This window comes from Stenotrophomonas sp. AR029, assembly GCF_047520695.2.
GTDB lineage: Bacteria > Pseudomonadota > Gammaproteobacteria > Xanthomonadales > Xanthomonadaceae > Stenotrophomonas > Stenotrophomonas sepilia.
This window is the reverse complement of the sequence record NZ_JAXBQQ020000008.1, coordinates 5,947-22,954: the sequence shown is the minus strand read 5'-3', so window position 1 is coordinate 22,954 and position 17,008 is coordinate 5,947. Positions and strand designations below refer to the sequence as shown.

The window sequence follows — 17,008 nt, the reverse complement described above, 5'->3', positions numbered from 1 at the left end:
TCCGTCCCCTTTTTTCTTCAGCCTTCCAGCGCGTCGAGGTAGCTGCGGCGCCAGTGGTTGATGTCGTAGGTGCGCAGATGTTCCATCATCGCGTGCCAGCGTTCCTTGCGCCTGCTCAGTGACATCGTCGCTGCGGTGGCGATCGCGTCGGCCACGCCGTCGAGGTCGTGCGGGTTCACCAGCAGTGCCTGCTTCAGTTCGTCGGCGGCGCCGGCCAGCAGTGACAGCACCAGCACGCCGGGATCCTCCGGGTCCTGCGAGGCCACGTATTCCTTAGCCACCAGGTTCATGCCATCGCGCAGCGGCGTGACCAGGCCGACCGCCGCCGCTCGGTAGAAGCCGGTGAGCGTGGCATGGGTGAAGTTCTGGTTGACGTAGCGCAGTGGCGTCCAGTCCGGCTCGGCGTGGCCACCGTTGATGTGGCCGGCGATCTGTTCCAGTTGGCTGCGCAGCTGCCGGTACTCGGTGACATCGCCGCGCGAGACCGGCGCAATCTGCAGGTAGGTGAGCGAGCCGCGCTGGTCGGGGTGACGCTGCAGGTAGCGTTCGAAGCCGAGGAAGCGTTCGGGCAGGCCCTTGGAGTAATCCAGGCGATCCACGCCAATCGCCAGCTGGCGGTCCCGCAGGCTGCTGCGCAGGTTCTTCACTGCGGCCTTGGTGGCGGCGGTGCCGGCCTGGCGTGCGATCAGGTCGGTGTCGATGCCGATCGGGAAAGCCGCCGCGCGGAATCGGCGCCCACCGGGTGCTTCCAGCTCACCGTTGTCGAGCACGCGGCCACCACCGAACAGGCGCAGGTAAGTCTGGAAGCGATCGGCATCGCGCTGGGTCTGGAAGCCGACCAGGTCGTAGGCGTACAGCGCGGAGAACAACCGCAGGTGGTCGGGCATGGCCTGCAGCAGGTCGGCCGACGGCATCGGAATGTGCAGGAAGAAGCCGATGCGGCAGCCGATGCCGCGCTCGCGCAGCAGTGCGCCGAGCGGGATCAGGTGGTAGTCGTGGATCCAGACGATGTCGTCCTCGCGCAGCAATGGTGCGAGCTTGTCGGCGAACAGCGCATTGACCTTGTGGTAGGTCTCGCGGGTGCCGCGGTCGTAGTCGACCAGGTCCAGCCGGAAGTGCAGCAATGGCCACAGCGTGCGGTTGGCGAAACCATTGTAGTAGCCATCGACCTCGCGCTTGCTCAGGTCCATGGTGACGTAGTCGATGTCACCATCCTTCTGCCGGTGCAGCGTGCCGCTGCCTTCCTTTACGGTCTTGCCGCTCCAGCCGAACCACAGGCCGCCGCGCTCCTTCAGGGCGGCCAGCAGGCCGACCGCCAGGCCGCCTGCGCGGTTCTCGCCGGGCACGGCCACACGATTTGATACCACGACCAGACGACTCACGATGCCTCCTGCCAGGACCGCGACAGGCGCATCGCGGCGGTGATCAGGCCGACATGCGAATAGGTCTGCGGGAAGTTACCCCAAGCCTCGCCGGTGTCGAAGGCCAGATCCTCCGACAGCAGGCCCAGGTGATTGCGCTGCTTCAGCAGCAGCTCGAACATCTCGCGCGCCTCGTCCAGGCGCCCGATGGCGGCCAGTGCGTCGATGTACCAGAACGTGCAGATGGTGAAGCTGGTTTCCGGCTCACCGAAGTCATCCGGAGCGACATAGCGGTACAGCGAATTGCCGTGCTTGAGGTCACGGCCGATGGCTTCGACGGTGGCGATGAAGCGGGCGTCCATCGCGTCGATGAAGCCGATGTCGGCCAGCAGCAGCAGCGAGGCGTCCAGGCGATGGCCACCGAAGGTATCGGTGAAGTGGCCCAGCTCTTCGCTCCACGATTCGGCCATGATGCGCGCGTGGATGGTGTCGGCACGTGTGCGCCAGTAGTGGGCGCGGTCATCGCGCTTCAGCCGCACGGCGATCTTGCACAGGCGGTCGCAGGCGGCCCAGCACATCGCGCTGGTGTAGGTGTGTACCTCGGTGCGGCCGCGGAACTCCCACAGGCCGGCATCGGGTACGTCGTGCAGGGCGAAGGCCTGCTCGCCGAGGGGTTCGAGGCGGGCGAAGGTGTGCGCATCACCCGGGTCCTGCAGGCGCCGGTCGAAGAACAGCTGCGTGGACGCCAGCACGACGCTGCCGTAGACATCGTGCTGGCGCTGCACCCAGGCCAGATTGCCGCGTCGTACCGGGCCCATGCCGCGGTAGCCGGACAGGCTGGGGACCTCATCTTCGTCCAGCTTGGCTTCGAAGCCGATGCCGTACAGCGGCTGCAGCGTGCCGTCGGTGGTGGCCAGGTTGAAGATGTAGCCGAGGAACTGTTCCATCGTGCGCGTGGCGCCGAGGCGGTTCAGCGCCCGCACCACGAACGCCGCATCACGCAGCCAGCAGTAGCGGTAGTCCCAGTTGCGCACGCTGCCGGGGGCTTCAGGAATGGAGGTGGTCATCGCCGCGATGATCGCGCCGCTGTCCTCGTACTGGCACAGCTTCAGCGTGATCGCACTGCGGATCACCGCGTCCTGCCATTCCAGCGGAATGGACAGGTAGCGCACCCATTCGCGCCAGTAATCGCGGGTACGCTGGAAGGCCTCCTGCACATAGCCGCTGATCGAACGGTTGAGCGATTCATCCACGCCCAGGATCAGGTGGATGGGATGGTTGAGCACGAACGGCAGGCCATCGCGCACGAAGCGCACCGGCACGTCGGTGGTCAGCCGCAGCACGTGTTCGGGCAGCACCCAACGCACATGGTTGCTGCCCCAGGTGGATTCCGGAACGCGCGCGCCCCAGTCCGCCAGCGGGCGTGCGCGTACGGTGATGCGCGGGCTGCCAGCCAGCGGACGCACCTGGCGGATCAGGCTGACCGGGCGGTAGAAACGGTCGTTCTGGCGCCAGCGTGGGGCGAAGTCGAGGATTTCCAGTTCGCCGCCGTGCATGTCGCGCAGCACGGTGCGCAGGATCGCCGTGTTGGTCAGGTATTCCTGCTCGCTGCTGGCGAAGTCTTCCAGCTCGATGGCGAAGTCGCCACCGGTCTGCTGGTTGGGGCCGAGCAGCGCACAGAAGGTAGGGTCGCCGTCGAAGGTGGGCAGGCAGCTCCAGACAACGCGGGCACGTTTGTCGACCAGGGCGCCGAAGCTGCCGTTGCCGACCACGCCCAGATCAAGATCGGGTTGGGTCATCACGCGGTACATCTCGGTTGCGGCCGTGGGGGTTGGCCGGGTCAATAGGCATTCTCACGCAGCCAGGCGTGCACGCTGCGTATGTCGGGCAGCGCGAACACCGCCGCGCTGGGTTCACGTTCGCCCACCAGCACGCTCCAGCCATGCTGGCCGTTGGCGGCATCGAAACCGAACTCATCGGTCAGGTCATCGCCGAGGAACACCGGCAGGCGACCGCGGAAGGGCAGGTACTGCATCATCCGAAGCACCGCACGGCCCTTGTCGGTGCCGACGGGCACGAATTCGACTACATGGTCGCCGGGTTGCAGGCGGTAGCTGGCACGGCCCCGCACGTGGCGGTCGGCGAAGGCGCGGACGTCCCTGGCTGCATGCGGCGCGCCGCGCCAGTGCAGGGCCAGGCCGACACCCTTGTCTTCCACCAGCACGCCGGGATGGCCGTGGGCGAAGCGCATCGCCTGCTGGTGCAGTGCGTGCAGCCATTCGGCGGTGTCGTCGTCGTGTTCGTCGCGCAGTACGCGACCATCCTGCCCACGCAGTTCATGGCCATGCAGGCCCGCAGCAGGCAGTTGCAGCGGAGCGAACAGTTGATCCAGCTGTTCGAGCGGGCGACCACTGACCAGTGCCACGGCACCTTCCAGGCGGTCGCTGATGCGGCCGATGGCTTCGCGCACATCCGGCAGCAGCTGCACGGCATCCGGGCGTGCAGCGAATTCAATCAGGGTGCCGTCGACATCAAGGAACAACGCGCAGGCGTCATCCAGCAATGGCGGCGGCGGACGCAGGGGGAGCGGTTCAGCCATGACGCCCAGCTTGCCAGCGTGGGCGTGTACGTGGGGTCGAGGGCAGGCTACGGATCGGGGTAGTGCCGGCCGCTGGCCGGCAACGTGTCAGTCCTTGGATGCACCCTGCGGTTGCCGGCCGCTGGCCGGCACTACCGGGCTGGTGAATCAGAACGTATAGCGGACGCGGCCGTAGTAGTACGCACCGTTGCTGCCGATCGGCGACAGCACGTCGTACGGCAGGTTGCCGAAGTAGTGAATATCGCTGTTGGATCGATCCGGATAGTTGTCGGTCAGGTTCTGCCCGCCGAGAGCCACGCTCCACTGCGGGGTGATGCGGTATTCGACTTCCGCATCCAGCTGCCACTCGGCCTGGTAGGTCTGGCGCGGGATGTAGCCCTCACCGAAGTTGAACACGCGGGTGGCGCTGCCATAGCGGTTCACGCGGGTGCTCAGCGACCAGTGGTCGTTGCTCCATGCGGCCGAGAAACTACCACGCGTGCGCGGCGTGGCGTCGGTCAGCGTGTTGGTCTCTTCGATGCCGAACAGCACGTAGTCCGGATTCAGCGCGCGCAGCTGGGCCGGGGTGGCCAGCACGTTCTTCAGCGTGGTCTTGGTATACGCATAGGTGCCGGTCAGCAGCAGCTGGCCATCGCCCAGCGACTGGCGCCAGTTGCTCACCAGCTCGGCGCCACGGGTGCGGGTGTCGGCGGCGTTGACGAAGAAGCTGGCGCTCTGCAGGCCGCTGACGCCGTAGTTGGCGGCCACGTAGTCGGTCAGTGCATCACCGGTGATGCTCTCCGACAGTGCAATGCGGTCATCGATGTCGATCTGGAAGAAGTCCAGCGAAAGGTCGAAATGCTCGCCGATGCGGCTGGTGAAACCGAGCGAGGTGTTCAGCGATTTCTCTGGTTTCAGGTTCTGCGCCCCCAGGCCGCGTGCGATCGGATTGTTGACTGACAGCAGGCGGCCCTGCACCAGCTGGCCACCTGCGTTGTAGCCGGTGGAGGTGGACTCGTAGCCGATCTGTGCCAGCGACGGCGCGCGGAAGTTGTTGGAGATGGCGCCACGCAACGCGAACGCCGGGGTGAACTCATAGCGCAGGCCGAGCTTGCCGGTCAGTTCGCCGCCGAAGTCGTCGTTGTGCTCGTAGCGCGCGGCCAGGTCGGTGGAGAACTTCTCGCCGAACTGGCTGGACAGGCTGGCATAGGCACTGGCCACATCGCGCGACAGGCGCGCCGCATCCTGCGGGGTCAGGCCACCACCGGCCTGTGAACCGGTCGGGCGGTCGGTGTACGGGCCGGCCGCATAGCTGGCCGGGTCGCCGGGGCGGGTCTGGTAGCGCTCATGGCGTGCTTCCACGCCCAGGCCCAGCGTGTGGCTGATGCTGTCGCTCTGGGTGAACACGCGGCTCAGATCGAGATTGCCCACCGTCTGTGCGTACTGGTAATCGGCGGTCTTGAAGCGGGTCGGGCTGGTCGGGCCCAGCGAGGCGTTGAGCGAATCGCGCAGGCGGTAGGTGAAGTCGTTCTGGCCATAATCCAGGCTGCCGTCGTAGCTCCACTCGCCCCACTGGCCGCGCACGCCGGCCACGGCCTGTACGTCGCGGTTCTCGCCTTCGGAGATCGGTCGGTAGCCGTTCGGATAGACCTGCTTCCAGTTGGCATCGCCATCGGGATAGCGGAAGTAGTTCGCGCCTTCGGTATCCCGCTGGTTGAAGGTACCGAACGCGTAGAACGTCGAGGTCTGGCCCACCGGGATCTCGGTGTTCAGCCACAGGTTGATGTCCTTGCTCTTGCCATCGCCCAGCACATAGTTGCGCTTGCCCTGCAGCACCAGGTTGTCCGGAGTCTGGTCCCACGGCGGAATCTGGTCGAAGCCGGCGCGGTTGGTACCGTTGCGGTGCTTGTATTCCAGGCCGACGCGCAGGAAGCCGCCGTCTTCGCCCAGCGAGGTGCCGACCTTGGCGCTGAGGTTGCCGGTCTGGCCATCGGTGAGGGTGCGGCCGATCGGCTTGAGGTCGGTGTGGTTGGCACCGTAGCTCGCCTCGATCTCGCCGCCGTCACCGCCGTTGTCGAGGATCACGTTGATCACGCCGGCCACGGCGTCCGAGCCGTACAGCGCCCCGGCGCCATCGCGCAGCACTTCAATGCGCTTGATCGCGCTGACCGGAATCGAATTGAAATCGACCGGGGTGGTGCCCTTGCCGATCTTGCTGTCGGTGTTGACCAGCGCGGTGTGGTGGCGGCGCTTGCCGTTGACCAGCACTAGCACCTGGTCCGGCGACAGGCCACGCAACTGCGCAGCGCGCACATGGTCGGCGCCACCGGAGTTGGACTGGCGCGGGAAGTTGAACGACGGCAGCAGCGCCTGCAGCGCGCTGCCCAGCTCACCGTTGACCACGCCCGCCTTGCGGATGTCCTCGGCGGTGAGCACATCCACCGGCGAGGTGGATTCGAGCACGGTGCGGTCGGCGGCACGGGTGCCGGTAACGATCACCGTATCCAGGTTGGTGGCGTCCTGGGCCAGGGCCGGGGCGGCCGCGGAGGAAAGCGCGAGGGCGATGGCGAGGCCGAGCGGCGACGCGGGCAGGCGGGCGGACATGGGGGCTCCAGCAACAACGACGACGGGGGAAGGGGAGATAGTTTCACTTACATGCATCCGGATGAAGCGATATATTATCTTCGCGTGATGACCGGTGCGGATGCAAGCCCCTGCCGGTCCGGCATGAGCTGATGCCCGGTTGGCATCAGCACGCCGGGCCGGTGGCGCTGTACGCTGCCGGCTCGCCTTGTCCCCCTTCCCCGGAGCTGTACCGATGAAACACCTTGGCCTCGTCTTCGCCGTGCTGTTGGCCACCAGCGGCTGCGCCAGCCTCTCATCGCAGGCGCCCAGCGCCTATGCCACGGCCACTACCGCCGAACTGAAGGGCGACGCCGCGCGCCCGTCTTCCGCGCACGGCTGGGTGCGCAGCGAGCTGTACTTCGGCGTGGGCGAGGAGCAGGGCGCCGGCAACCGCCCGCAGGCCGACACCATCAGCGACGCGCAGTGGCGCACCTTCCTGGACAAGGAAGTGACCCCGCGCTTCCCGGATGGCCTGACCGTGTTCGATGCCTATGGCCAGTGGCTGTTCCGCGGCGATGCCGCGCCCAACCGCCTGCGCACCAAGGTGCTGGTGGTGCTGCATGAGGACACCCCGCAGCGCCGCGCCGATATCGAAGCGATCCGCCTGGCGTGGAAGCAGCAGACCAGGCATCAGTCGGTGCTGTGGTCGCGGCAGCCGGTCGAGGTATCGTTCTGAGCTGAAGGCGCCACCGCGGTGCCACAAGGACCGATGATGAAACACAGGGAATGCCTGCTGGGCCTGGTGTTGGCCGGCACGCTGGCACCGTCGGCGCAGGCCAGTGGCGACGACATCGAAACACTGCGGTTCCAGGTGGCCGCGCACGTGCAGGCGCACGCCGATCCCCAGCAGGATGGCAGCATCGCCGTGCAGCTGTCGCCGTCGGGAAAGCGCCAGACGCTGGCGGGCGCGGCGGATGCCGACGGCAATTCGCGCTGGGGTCTGGAGGACGTCGATTTCGATGGCTACCCGGAACTGGTCGCACGCGCCTCGGTGGGCATGGTCAATGAAGCGGTGACGGTGTATCGGTTCGATCCGGCCAGTGCTTCGTATCGCGTGCTGCAGGCCGACACCCACGGCAAGGACAGCTGCGGTGATCTGATGGGTCTGAGCGTGGACGTTGCCACCCGCACCCTCACCAGCAGTTGCCGCAGCGGGCCGATGTGGTACGCCGACCAGTACCGGTTCGCGGGTGCGAAGCTCTACCTGTACCGCGCCGAGCGCGTGTTGATGCTGGGCGACACATTGAACGCCGCGCTGCAGTGGGAGCAGACCGACGAGCAGGGTCCGCTGGCCGTCTGGCGCACCTATGATCCCGCCGGCCGTGTGCTGGAAAGTGCCATTGCCGATGGCCTGGGCGCACCGCCGGATGGACCGTTGCGCGGCCAGCAGGCCACCGTGGTACCCGCGCGGCTGTTCCTGTTCGACCGGCCTGGTGCGTCCAGCACCAAGCGTTACCTGGTGCAGGGCGATCGCGTGGAATTGCAGGATGAACAGAACGGCTGGGTGAGGCTGCGCTATCGCAGCCCGAATCACGGCGACGTGCTGGGCTGGATCAACGTCAACGACTAAAAGGGGACGGAGGGAATTAAGTCGTTTGTGGCACAAGCGACTTAATTCCCTCCGTCCCCTTTTTTTGCGGAGGCATCACTTCATCGGGTCTAGCCTCGGGGGTTCCCCCGTTCGAGGATGTATCCGATGAGCAAGCGCGTAGCCGAAATCGTGGTGGACGCCCTGCAGCAGGCCGGTGTCCGCCGTTGCTACGGCATCGTGGGCGATACGCTCAACCATGTGACCGATGCGATGCATGGCAGCGAGATCGCCTGGGTGCACGTGCGCCATGAAGAAGTGGCCGCATTCGCTGCCGGCGCCGATTCGCTGGTGAGCGGCGAGTTGACCGCCTGCGCGGGTTCCTGTGGTCCCGGTGGCCTGCACTTCATCAATGGCGTGTTCGAGAGCAACCGCAACCGTGCGCCGATGGTGCTGATCGCCAGCCAGGTGGTGACCAGCGAGCTGGGCATGGAATTCCCGCAGGAAGTGGATTTCAAGGCGGTCTATGGCAGCTGCACGGTGTTCTGCGAGCAGGTGCACAGCCCGGAGCAGGCGCGACGCGTGGTGGCCCTGGCCTGCCAGGCCGCGATCAGCCGCCGTGGCGTGGCGGTGGTGATCCTGCCGGCCGATATCAGCCAGGCCGAGGTGAAGCACGATGTGCCGTTCTCGGTGCATTACACTCAGCCGGTACTGCGCCCCTCCGACGCCGAACTGCAGCGCATCGCTGAGCTGCTGGGGCAGGGCAAGCGCATCGGCATCTACGCCGGTGCCGGTTGCCAGGGCGCGCACGCGCAGCTGCTGGAGCTGGCCCGGCGCTTGCAGGCCCCGATCGCGCATACCTCGCGCGCGAAGGATTTCGTCGAGCCGGACAACCCGTACAACATGGGCATGACCGGCATCTTCGGCATCGAGTCCGGCTTCCACACGCTGATGGAGTGCGACACGCTGCTGCTGCTCGGCGCCGACTTCGCCTGGGGCCAGTTCTACCCGGACAAGGCCACCATCATCCAGGTCGACCGCGATGGCAGCCACCTTGGCCGCCGCCACCCGGTGAACCTCGGCGTGGTCGGCGATATCGCACCGACGCTGGATGCATTGCTGCCGATGCTGCCGCCGCGCGAGGACGGCAGTTTCCTGGACGAGTGCATCGAGCATCGCGACAAGGCGCTGAAGAAGCGCGAACAGGAAGAGCAGCCGGGCGAAGGCGAATTGATCCATCCGCAGCACCTGACCGCGCTGCTCTCGAAGCACGCCACCGAGGATGCACTGTTCACCGCCGACGGCGGCTCGCCGATGGTGTGGGTGCTGCGCCATATCCGCGTGAACGGCCGCCGCCGCACGCTGACCAGCCTGCTGCACGGCACGATGGCCAACGCGATGCCGCAGGCGCTGGGACTGCAGAAGGCCTTCCCCGGCCGGCAGGTGATTTCACTGTCCGGCGATGGTGGGCTGGCAATGCTGCTGGGCGACCTGTTGACCGCGGTACAGGAGAATCTGCCGATCAAGGTGGTGGTGTTCAACAACGGCTCGCTGAACTTCGTCGAGCTGGAGCAGAAGGTGGAAGGCCTTCTGGATAACTACACCGACCTGAAGAACCCGGACTTCGGCCGCCTGGCCGAAGTGATCGGCTTCCATGGCCGCACGGTCACCCGCAGCGAGGATCTGGAGGAAGCGGTGCAGGATTTCCTGGCGCAGCGCGGCCCGGCATTGCTGGATGTGCACACCAGCCGCGCCGAGCTGGTGATGCCACCACAGATCGAGGCCAAGCAGGTCGCCGGCACGGCGCTGTATGCGGCCAAGGCGGTATTGAACGGCCGCTTCGACGACGTGAAGCATCTGCTGGTGGACAACTTCCTGAAGAAGTAGGGGGTGGTCGATGCAGGGCTGGGCCCTGCACCTGCGGAGGTGAAGGTCGAAGCAACAGCAACAGCAACAGCAACAGCAACAGCTGGGTATCCGTGGGATGGCGGGGTGGGTCCGGTTGCGGGGGGCGCTGCAAGTCCCCCTCCGGGGCCCGGCCCAGCCGCTGGCGGCTGTGCGTTCGGGCGCTTGCGAAGCAATGCTTCGCAAGCAAAGCGCCCTCACCCATGTAAGCTCGGTCGCCGCATCCATGCGGCTCACGCCCCCGCAACCGGACCCACCCCGGCTTAGACAGATCATCGCGATCTGCCGGTAGATCCACGCCATGCGTGGATAGCGTGGAAATGATCGAATTGTTCTTGTGGAGCCGAACCGTGCTCGGCTCAGAAGCTTCGCGTACAGCAGCCGAGCATGCGCTCGGCGCTACAACGAGAGCCTGCCTTTGCTTTTGATCTTTTGATTCTCTTCCGTGGCTGGCACGCGCAGGAAATTGTCAGGGGCCGGTCGGGATGGGCTGCGCAGGACCGTTGGCGCCATGGATGGCGCCATCGAGCCCCCAGGGATGGGTTTACGGCGTGTCCTGCGCAGCCCATCCCGACCGGCCCAACTGGCAATGCCAGTCGACTAACAGTCGGCTCTACCCGCGCCCAGCCACGAGGGGCCCCGCCGTTGGCTGGAACCCATCATTCCACGACGGAATTGGCGCCCAGGCGCCGCTGGGCCTACCATCGGCGGTCCCCACCCCCACCGCCCCTTCCATGTCCGCTCCCGCTTCCGCCGCACCGCGTCGCTGGTTCGTCGCCGGCGACTTCAACGGCTTCTTCGGCCTGGTCGTCGACAACCTTTCCATCCTCGGCTTCATCGCCATGGCCCTGGTCGGGATCTTCCAGTTCCCCGCCGACGTGGTGTTCGGCCGCATGTTCCCAGGCACGGCCTTCGGCGTGCTGATAGGCAACCTGCTGTACACCCTGATGGCACGCCGGCTGGCCGCGCGCAGCGGCCGTGACGACGTCACCGCCATGCCGCTCGGCCTGGATGCCCCCACCAGCATCGGCATGGCCCTGCTGGTGCTTGGCCCGGCCTTCATCGCGTTCAAGCAGCAGGGCATGGACCCGCACGCGGCGGGCATCGCCACCTGGCAGCTGGGCATGGCGGCGCTGGTCATCATGGGCGTGCTCAAGTTCGTGCTGTCGTTCTTCGGTGAAGCAGTCACCCGTGCGCTGCCGCGTGCCGCGCTGCTGGGTTCCATCGCCGGCATCGCGCTGGTGCTGATGGGCCTGTTGCCGCTGCTGGAGACGCTGCGCTCGCCGCTGGTCGGCTTCACCACGCTGGGCCTGCTGCTGTATGTGCTGATCGCCAAGGGCAAGCTGCCGGTGCGAGGCCCGGGCGTGCTGCTGGCCTTCGTGTTCGGCACCGCGCTGTACTACGGCCTGGGCCTGGCCGGGCTGGGCGCCCCCGGCTTCCATGTACCGGAGTGGGTGCCGCCGCAGGTGGTGCTGCCGCTGCCGACACTGGGCTTCCTCGACGGCCTGCCCACCGCGATGACCTACCTGCCGCTGCTGCTGCCGTTCGGCCTGCTGATGGTGGTCGGCGGCATCAATGTTTCTGAAAGCGCGCGTGCGGCCGGCGATGACTACCGCACCCGCGACATCCTGCTGGTGGAAGCGGTGGCTACGCTGGTGGCAGGCGTCTGTGGCGGCGTGGCGCAGACCACGCCGTACATCGGCCAGCCTGCGTACAAGCACATGGGCGCGCGCAGCGGCTATACGCTGCTGACTGGCCTGTTCGTCGGCATCGGCGGCATGCTTGGCATCATCTCCGGGCTGGTGCAGTGGCTGCCGCTGGCGGTGCTGGCACCGATCATCGTGTACGTGGCCATCGACATCACCACCCAGGCCTTCCAGGCCACGCCGCGCCACCATACCGGCGCGATGGTGTTCGGTTTCCTGCCGTCGGTGGCCTACCTGCTGGCGATCAAGGCACCCGGCTGGATCACACCGGATCAGCTGCCCCAGCTGCTGACCAAGCTCGACGGCCACGGCCTGCCGGAGCTGGCGGTGATCTTCACCCTCGGCAACGGCTTCATCATCACCTCGATGCTGTGGATTTCGGCGGTGGCGGCGATGGTCGATGGCCGCCTGCGCCGTGCCTGCGGCTTCCTGCTGGTGGCGGCGGTGCTGACCCTGTTCGGGCTGATCCACTCGGTGGATCCGCGCGGCGGCATCTACCTGCCGTGGGAGCTGGAAGGATTGGCGCGCATCATCAGTTTGCAGTTTGCCGGTGCCTACGTGGCCCTGGCGGTGCTGCTGGGCTTGCTGTCGCTGCAGAAGCAGCCGGTGAAGCCGCTGGGTGATCGCACCGATCATTGACCGGTGACGCCGGGCATGGTCCGGCGCTACCGCTTCTTCCACTTCTGGTGCTCTGTAGAGGCGAGCCTGCGCTCGGCTGCTCTGAGCCGAGCATGGCTCGGCTCTACAGGGGCGTGTTGCAGGCGGCGAATGCTTACAGCGCGCTCTGCCGGCCAGCGGCCGGCACTACCGCTCGGCGTCCAGCTCCGGGTAATGGCGGAAGATGCCATTCGTGTTGAATGCCAGCCGCCGTTCCGAGCCCAGGTAGGCGGCGATGTTCGGCCGCTTCGCCACCCGCTCCTGCAGCGCGCGCAGCAGGGGCACGGCGGGCGCCAGTGCCTGCATGCGGCGCGGGAACATGTAGTCCAGACCACTCAGCAGCTGGAACAGCGACAGGTCCACATACGAATGCTCGCGCAGTGCATGGCGGCCACCGTTGGCGGCGAGCACCCGTTCGAAGTAGCCCAGGAACTTCGGCAGGCGCTCGCTGCGCAGCGACGCGGCACGTGCCTTGGCCTCGGTCTTCTGCTCTTCGTAGTATTTTGATGCGGCGATCGGATGGTGAGTGTCATGCACCTCGGCCACCAGGTCAGCGATGGTCAACTGCAGTTGCAACGCCTGCATCCGCCGCGATGCGGCCTGCGGCACCAGATCCAGCGTCGGGCCGAGGAAGTCCAGGATGGCGGCGACCTGCGCAATGACCTGGCGACCGGCCTTCAGGAACGGCGGCGCGAAGGGCTGTGCCCCGTCACTGCTGCCGTCGAGAAACGGTTGCATCACCGCATCACCGTGCACCCGCGCCATGTCGATGTAGTCGGCGCCGGCATCTTCCAGCGCCAGGCGCACGAACTCGCCACGGCCCTGGATACCGGTCCAGTAGTACAGCGCATACTGCATGGCAGTGTCTCCGCAGGACAAGGCCCACAGCCTCGCGCGCGGCACGCAAAGCAGGCGTGAGCGCGGCTTTGGCGTGGGCCGAAGCCGAACGGCAGCGGAACAGGCAGGGAACCGGCTGGAACCGGTGGGGTCACACCTTCTCCATGCGTGTGAAACGAGGTGCTGCATCATGCAGAGTGGAAAGGCGGTATGGCCCTGGGTGCTGGGTGTGGTGGTGATCGGCGGCGCGGGCGGTTGGTTGTTCCGCGATCAGCTGAGGCACCTGGCAGACGGTGCTTCGGTGCCGGTGCACTCAACCCCCGCCAGCACCAGCGCACCGCCGCAACCGCAGGCGGCCGCGGACCCCGCGCCAGCACCGCCGCCGATCAGGCATCCGCTGGACACCGAGGCCGCCGCTGACCCGGCGCTGCCCAAGTTGGCCGACAGTGATGCGGCTGCCTGGGGCGCATTGAGCCAGCTGTTCCAGGGCGAGGGCCCGATGACCCTGCTGCTGCGCGATCACCTGATCCAGCGCCTGGTCACCCAGGTCGACAACCTGGACAAACCAAGCGTGCCGCCGACGGCGCTGGCCGCACGGCCGCTGCCGGGCAACCTGCAGGTCGAGCCTGGCGAGGGCGGGGAACGCATCGCGCCAAGCAACTCGGCGCGTTACGCGCCCTATGTGCAGGCCTTCACTGCGCTGGATCCAGCGGCAACGGCTACGGCGTACAAGCGCTTCTATCCGTTGATCCAGCAGGCCTACGTCGACCTGGGCCGGCCCGAGGGCTACTTCAACGACCGTCTGGTGGCGGTGATCGACCATCTGCTGGAGACCCCGGAACTGGTGCAGGCGCCATTGGTGCAGCGTGATGAGCGCGGTCGCTACCGCTTCGTCGATTCCACCCTGCAGTCGCGCTCGATAGGCCAGAAGGCGCTGTTGCGCATGGACGACGCGCAGGCGCGGGCGGTCAAGCAGCAGCTGCGGGCGATCCGCAGCGCGATCACCGGCTGAGTCCGCTCACCGCGCCGAACTGATCGGGATCAACGCGCCGACCACACCCGTTCCGGCATGCTGGCCGCAGGCTGACTGGCCTCGGGGTGCAGTCGCAGCCACCCTTGAAACGGGGTGGGGCAACCGCATCTTCCCAGCATCGCCGGCGCGGGCCGGCCCTGATGACCGATGAGGATTCGCAATGCGGATGGACAAGCTCACCTCGCGTTTCCAGCAGGCGCTGGCAGACGCACAGTCGCTGGCCGTGGGCCGCGACAACAGCATCATCGAACCGGTTCACCTGTTCAGCGCGCTGCTTGACCAGCAGGGCGGCAGCACGCGCCCGCTGCTGGCCCAGGCCGGGGTGAACGTGCCGGTGCTGCGCGAGCGCCTGACCGAGGCGCTGGATGCACTGCCGAAGGTGTCCGGCCAGGCCGGCAACGTCTCGATGGGCAATGACCTGGGGCGCCTGCTGAACCAGACCGACAAGCTGGCCCAGCAGCACGGCGATGCCTTCATTGCCAGCGAGTGGTTCGTGCTCGCGGCGCTGGAAGACGGCGGCACGCTGGGCATGGCGCTGCGCGCCGCCGGTGCCGACAAGACCCGCCTGCAGGCGGCTATCGACAAGCTGCGCGGCGGCGAGAACGTGCAGTCGGAGAACGCCGAGGAGCAGCGGCAGGCGCTGGAGAAGTACACCATCGACCTGACCGCGCGCGCCGAGAGCGGCAAGCTCGACCCGGTGATCGGCCGTGACGAGGAAATCCGCCGCACCATCCAGGTGCTGCAGCGCCGGACCAAGAACAACCCGGTGCTCATCGGCGAGCCCGGCGTGGGCAAGACCGCGATCGTGGAAGGGCTCGCCCAGCGCATCATCAATGACGAAGTGCCCGAAGGCCTGCGCGGCAAGCGTGTGCTGTCGCTGGACATGGGCGCGCTGATCGCCGGCGCCAAGTTCCGCGGTGAATTCGAGGAGCGCCTGAAGGGCGTGCTCAACGACCTGGCCAAGAACGAAGGACAGATCATCCTGTTCATCGACGAGCTGCACACCATGGTCGGCGCCGGCAAGGCTGATGGCGCGATGGATGCCGGCAACATGCTGAAGCCCGCCCTGGCCCGTGGCGAGCTGCACTGCATCGGCGCGACCACGCTGGATGAGTACCGCAAATACATCGAGAAGGACGCCGCGCTGGAGCGCCGCTTCCAGAAGGTGTTCGTCGGCGAACCCACGGTGGAGGACACCATCGCGATCCTGCGCGGGCTGAAGGAAAAGTACGCCGTGCACCACGGTGTGGAAATCACCGACCCGGCCATCGTGGCTGCCGCCACGCTGTCCAACCGCTACATCACCGACCGCCAGCTGCCGGACAAGGCCATCGACCTGATGGACGAAGCCGCCTCGCGACTGCGCATGGAGATCGATTCCAAGCCGGAGGAGCTGGATCGCCTGGAACGCCGGGTAATCCAGCTGAAGATCCAGCGCGAGATGCTGAAGAAGGAAAAGGACGAAGCCTCGCGGCAGCGCCTGGCCGACCTGGAGAACGATATCGACGGGCTGGAGCGCGAGTTCTCCGACCTCAATGAAATCTGGAAGTCGGAGAAGGCAGCGCTGCAGGGCGCCACCAAGATCAAGGAACAGGTCGAGCAGGCCAAGCTGGAGCTGGAAGCTGCGCAGCGCCGCCAGGATTTCGCCAAGATGAGCGAAATCCAGTACGGCCTGTTGCCGCAACTGGAAAAGCAGCTGGCCGCCGCGCAGGAAGCCGAGCACAAGGACTTCAAGCTGGTACAGGACCGCGTGACCGATGAGGAGATCGCCGAGGTCGTTTCGCGCTGGACCGGCATCCCGGTCAACAAGATGCTCGAAGGCGAGCGCGACAAGCTGCTGCGCATGGAAGAAGTGCTGCACAACCGTGTGGTCGGCCAGGAAGAGGCGATCAAGGTCGTCTCCGATGCGGTACGCCGCTCGCGTGCCGGCCTGTCCGATCCGAATCGTCCGGCCGGCTCGTTCCTGTTCCTCGGCCCGACCGGCGTCGGCAAGACCGAGCTGTGCAAGTCGCTGGCCGAGTTCCTGTTCGACAGTGCCGACGCGATGATCCGCATCGACATGAGCGAGTTCATGGAAAAGCACAGCGTCGCCCGCCTGATCGGTGCGCCCCCGGGCTACGTCGGCTACGAGGAAGGCGGTTACCTGACCGAGGCCGTGCGTCGTCGCCCGTATTCGCTGATCCTGCTCGATGAGGTGGAGAAGGCGCATCCGGATGTGTTCAACATCCTGCTGCAGGTGCTGGACGATGGCCGCCTGACCGACGGCCAGGGCCGCACTGTGGACTTCCGCAACACCGTCATCGTGATGACCTCGAACCTGGGCTCGCATCAGATCCAGGACATGAGCAGCGACGACAGCCCGGAGGCCTACACGCAGATGAAGGCAGCAGTGATGGGCGTGGTGCAGGCGCACTTCCGTCCGGAGTTCATCAACCGCCTGGACGACATCGTGGTGTTCCACCCGCTGGACAAGCAGCAGATCAAGCAGATCGCACGCATCCAGATGCGCGGGCTGGAGAAGCGCCTGGCCGAGCGCGGTTTGAAGCTGGCGGTCTCCGATGCGGCGTTCGATCTGCTCGGCAACGTCGGCTTCGATCCGGTGTATGGCGCGCGGCCGCTGAAGCGCGCGATCCAGTCGCAGCTGGAGAATCCGCTGGCGCAGCAGATCCTGTCCGGTGCCTTCGTCAACGGTGACACCATTGAAGTCGGCAACGACGGGGGACGCCTGGTCTTCGCCAAGGCTTGAACCGGTGGCGCGCCTGCCCTGGCTGGCGCGCC

11 protein-coding genes are annotated in these 17,008 nt (G+C 66.6%); 6 read left to right on the top strand and 5 right to left on the bottom strand.

Features of this window, described 5'->3' with window-relative positions; genetic code table 11:
* Positions 1–17: 17 nt before the first annotated feature.
* The 4 genes from otsA to ACM0PB_RS18655 all read right to left on the bottom strand — a co-directional run bounded on the left by otsA (position 18) and on the right by ACM0PB_RS18655 (position 6,543).
* Positions 18–1,382 carry an alpha,alpha-trehalose-phosphate synthase (UDP-forming) gene (otsA, locus tag ACM0PB_RS18670; protein ID WP_065178921.1) on the bottom strand — a complete coding sequence of 455 codons (1,365 nt, stop codon included), beginning with the start codon at positions 1,380–1,382 and terminating at the stop codon, positions 18–20.
* Positions 1,379–3,160, bottom strand: coding sequence for a glycoside hydrolase family 15 protein (locus tag ACM0PB_RS18665; protein WP_053499222.1), 1,782 nt, complete (start codon positions 3,158–3,160; stop codon positions 1,379–1,381). The genes otsA and ACM0PB_RS18665 overlap by 4 nt, the downstream gene beginning before the upstream one ends.
* A gap of 41 nt (positions 3,161–3,201) precedes the next feature.
* Positions 3,202–3,960, bottom strand: a complete 759-nt coding sequence (gene otsB / locus ACM0PB_RS18660) for a trehalose-phosphatase (protein ID WP_061480563.1) — start codon at positions 3,958–3,960, stop codon at positions 3,202–3,204.
* Positions 3,961–4,107: 147 nt separating this feature from the next.
* Entirely contained in the window at positions 4,108–6,543 is a 2,436-nt protein-coding gene (locus tag ACM0PB_RS18655; RefSeq protein ID WP_065185257.1) for a TonB-dependent receptor plug domain-containing protein, read from the bottom strand.
* A 214-nt stretch (positions 6,544–6,757) separates the two neighbouring features.
* Here ACM0PB_RS18655 and ACM0PB_RS18650 point away from each other — a divergent pair, with 214 nt between their 5' ends.
* The 4 genes from ACM0PB_RS18650 to ACM0PB_RS18635 all read left to right on the top strand — a co-directional run bounded on the left by ACM0PB_RS18650 (position 6,758) and on the right by ACM0PB_RS18635 (position 12,342).
* Positions 6,758–7,240: a DUF3574 domain-containing protein gene (locus ACM0PB_RS18650; RefSeq protein ID WP_021202058.1), complete on the top strand. Its 483-nt coding sequence runs from the start codon at positions 6,758–6,760 to the stop codon at positions 7,238–7,240.
* 36 nt (positions 7,241–7,276) lie between these two features.
* The gene (locus tag ACM0PB_RS18645; RefSeq protein ID WP_414604815.1) at positions 7,277–8,134 is read left to right on the top strand and encodes an XAC2610-related protein; all 858 of its coding nucleotides are present in this window, start codon (positions 7,277–7,279) and stop codon (positions 8,132–8,134) included.
* Between the two features lie 126 nt (positions 8,135–8,260).
* Positions 8,261–9,979, top strand: a complete 1,719-nt coding sequence (locus ACM0PB_RS18640) for a thiamine pyrophosphate-dependent enzyme (protein ID WP_065185255.1) — start codon at positions 8,261–8,263, stop codon at positions 9,977–9,979.
* 752 nt (positions 9,980–10,731) lie between these two features.
* Positions 10,732–12,342, top strand: coding sequence for a SulP family inorganic anion transporter (locus tag ACM0PB_RS18635; RefSeq protein ID WP_005418574.1), 1,611 nt, complete (start codon positions 10,732–10,734; stop codon positions 12,340–12,342).
* 165 nt (positions 12,343–12,507) lie between these two features.
* On the opposite strand, the gene ACM0PB_RS18630 is transcribed toward ACM0PB_RS18635, so the two are convergent.
* Complete coding sequence (locus ACM0PB_RS18630; protein ID WP_065196686.1) at positions 12,508–13,218, bottom strand: glutathione S-transferase; 711 nt, start codon at positions 13,216–13,218, stop codon at positions 12,508–12,510.
* Between the two features lie 169 nt (positions 13,219–13,387).
* Between ACM0PB_RS18630 and ACM0PB_RS18625 the strand changes: the two genes are divergently transcribed.
* Together ACM0PB_RS18625 and clpB are read left to right on the top strand one after the other, a co-directional pair.
* Entirely contained in the window at positions 13,388–14,209 is an 822-nt protein-coding gene (locus ACM0PB_RS18625; RefSeq protein WP_111201489.1) for a DUF3014 domain-containing protein, read from the top strand.
* Between the two features lie 181 nt (positions 14,210–14,390).
* Positions 14,391–16,976 carry an ATP-dependent chaperone ClpB gene (clpB, locus tag ACM0PB_RS18620; protein ID WP_065178915.1) on the top strand — a complete coding sequence of 862 codons (2,586 nt, stop codon included), beginning with the start codon at positions 14,391–14,393 and terminating at the stop codon, positions 16,974–16,976.
* Positions 16,977–17,008 lie beyond the last annotated feature (32 nt).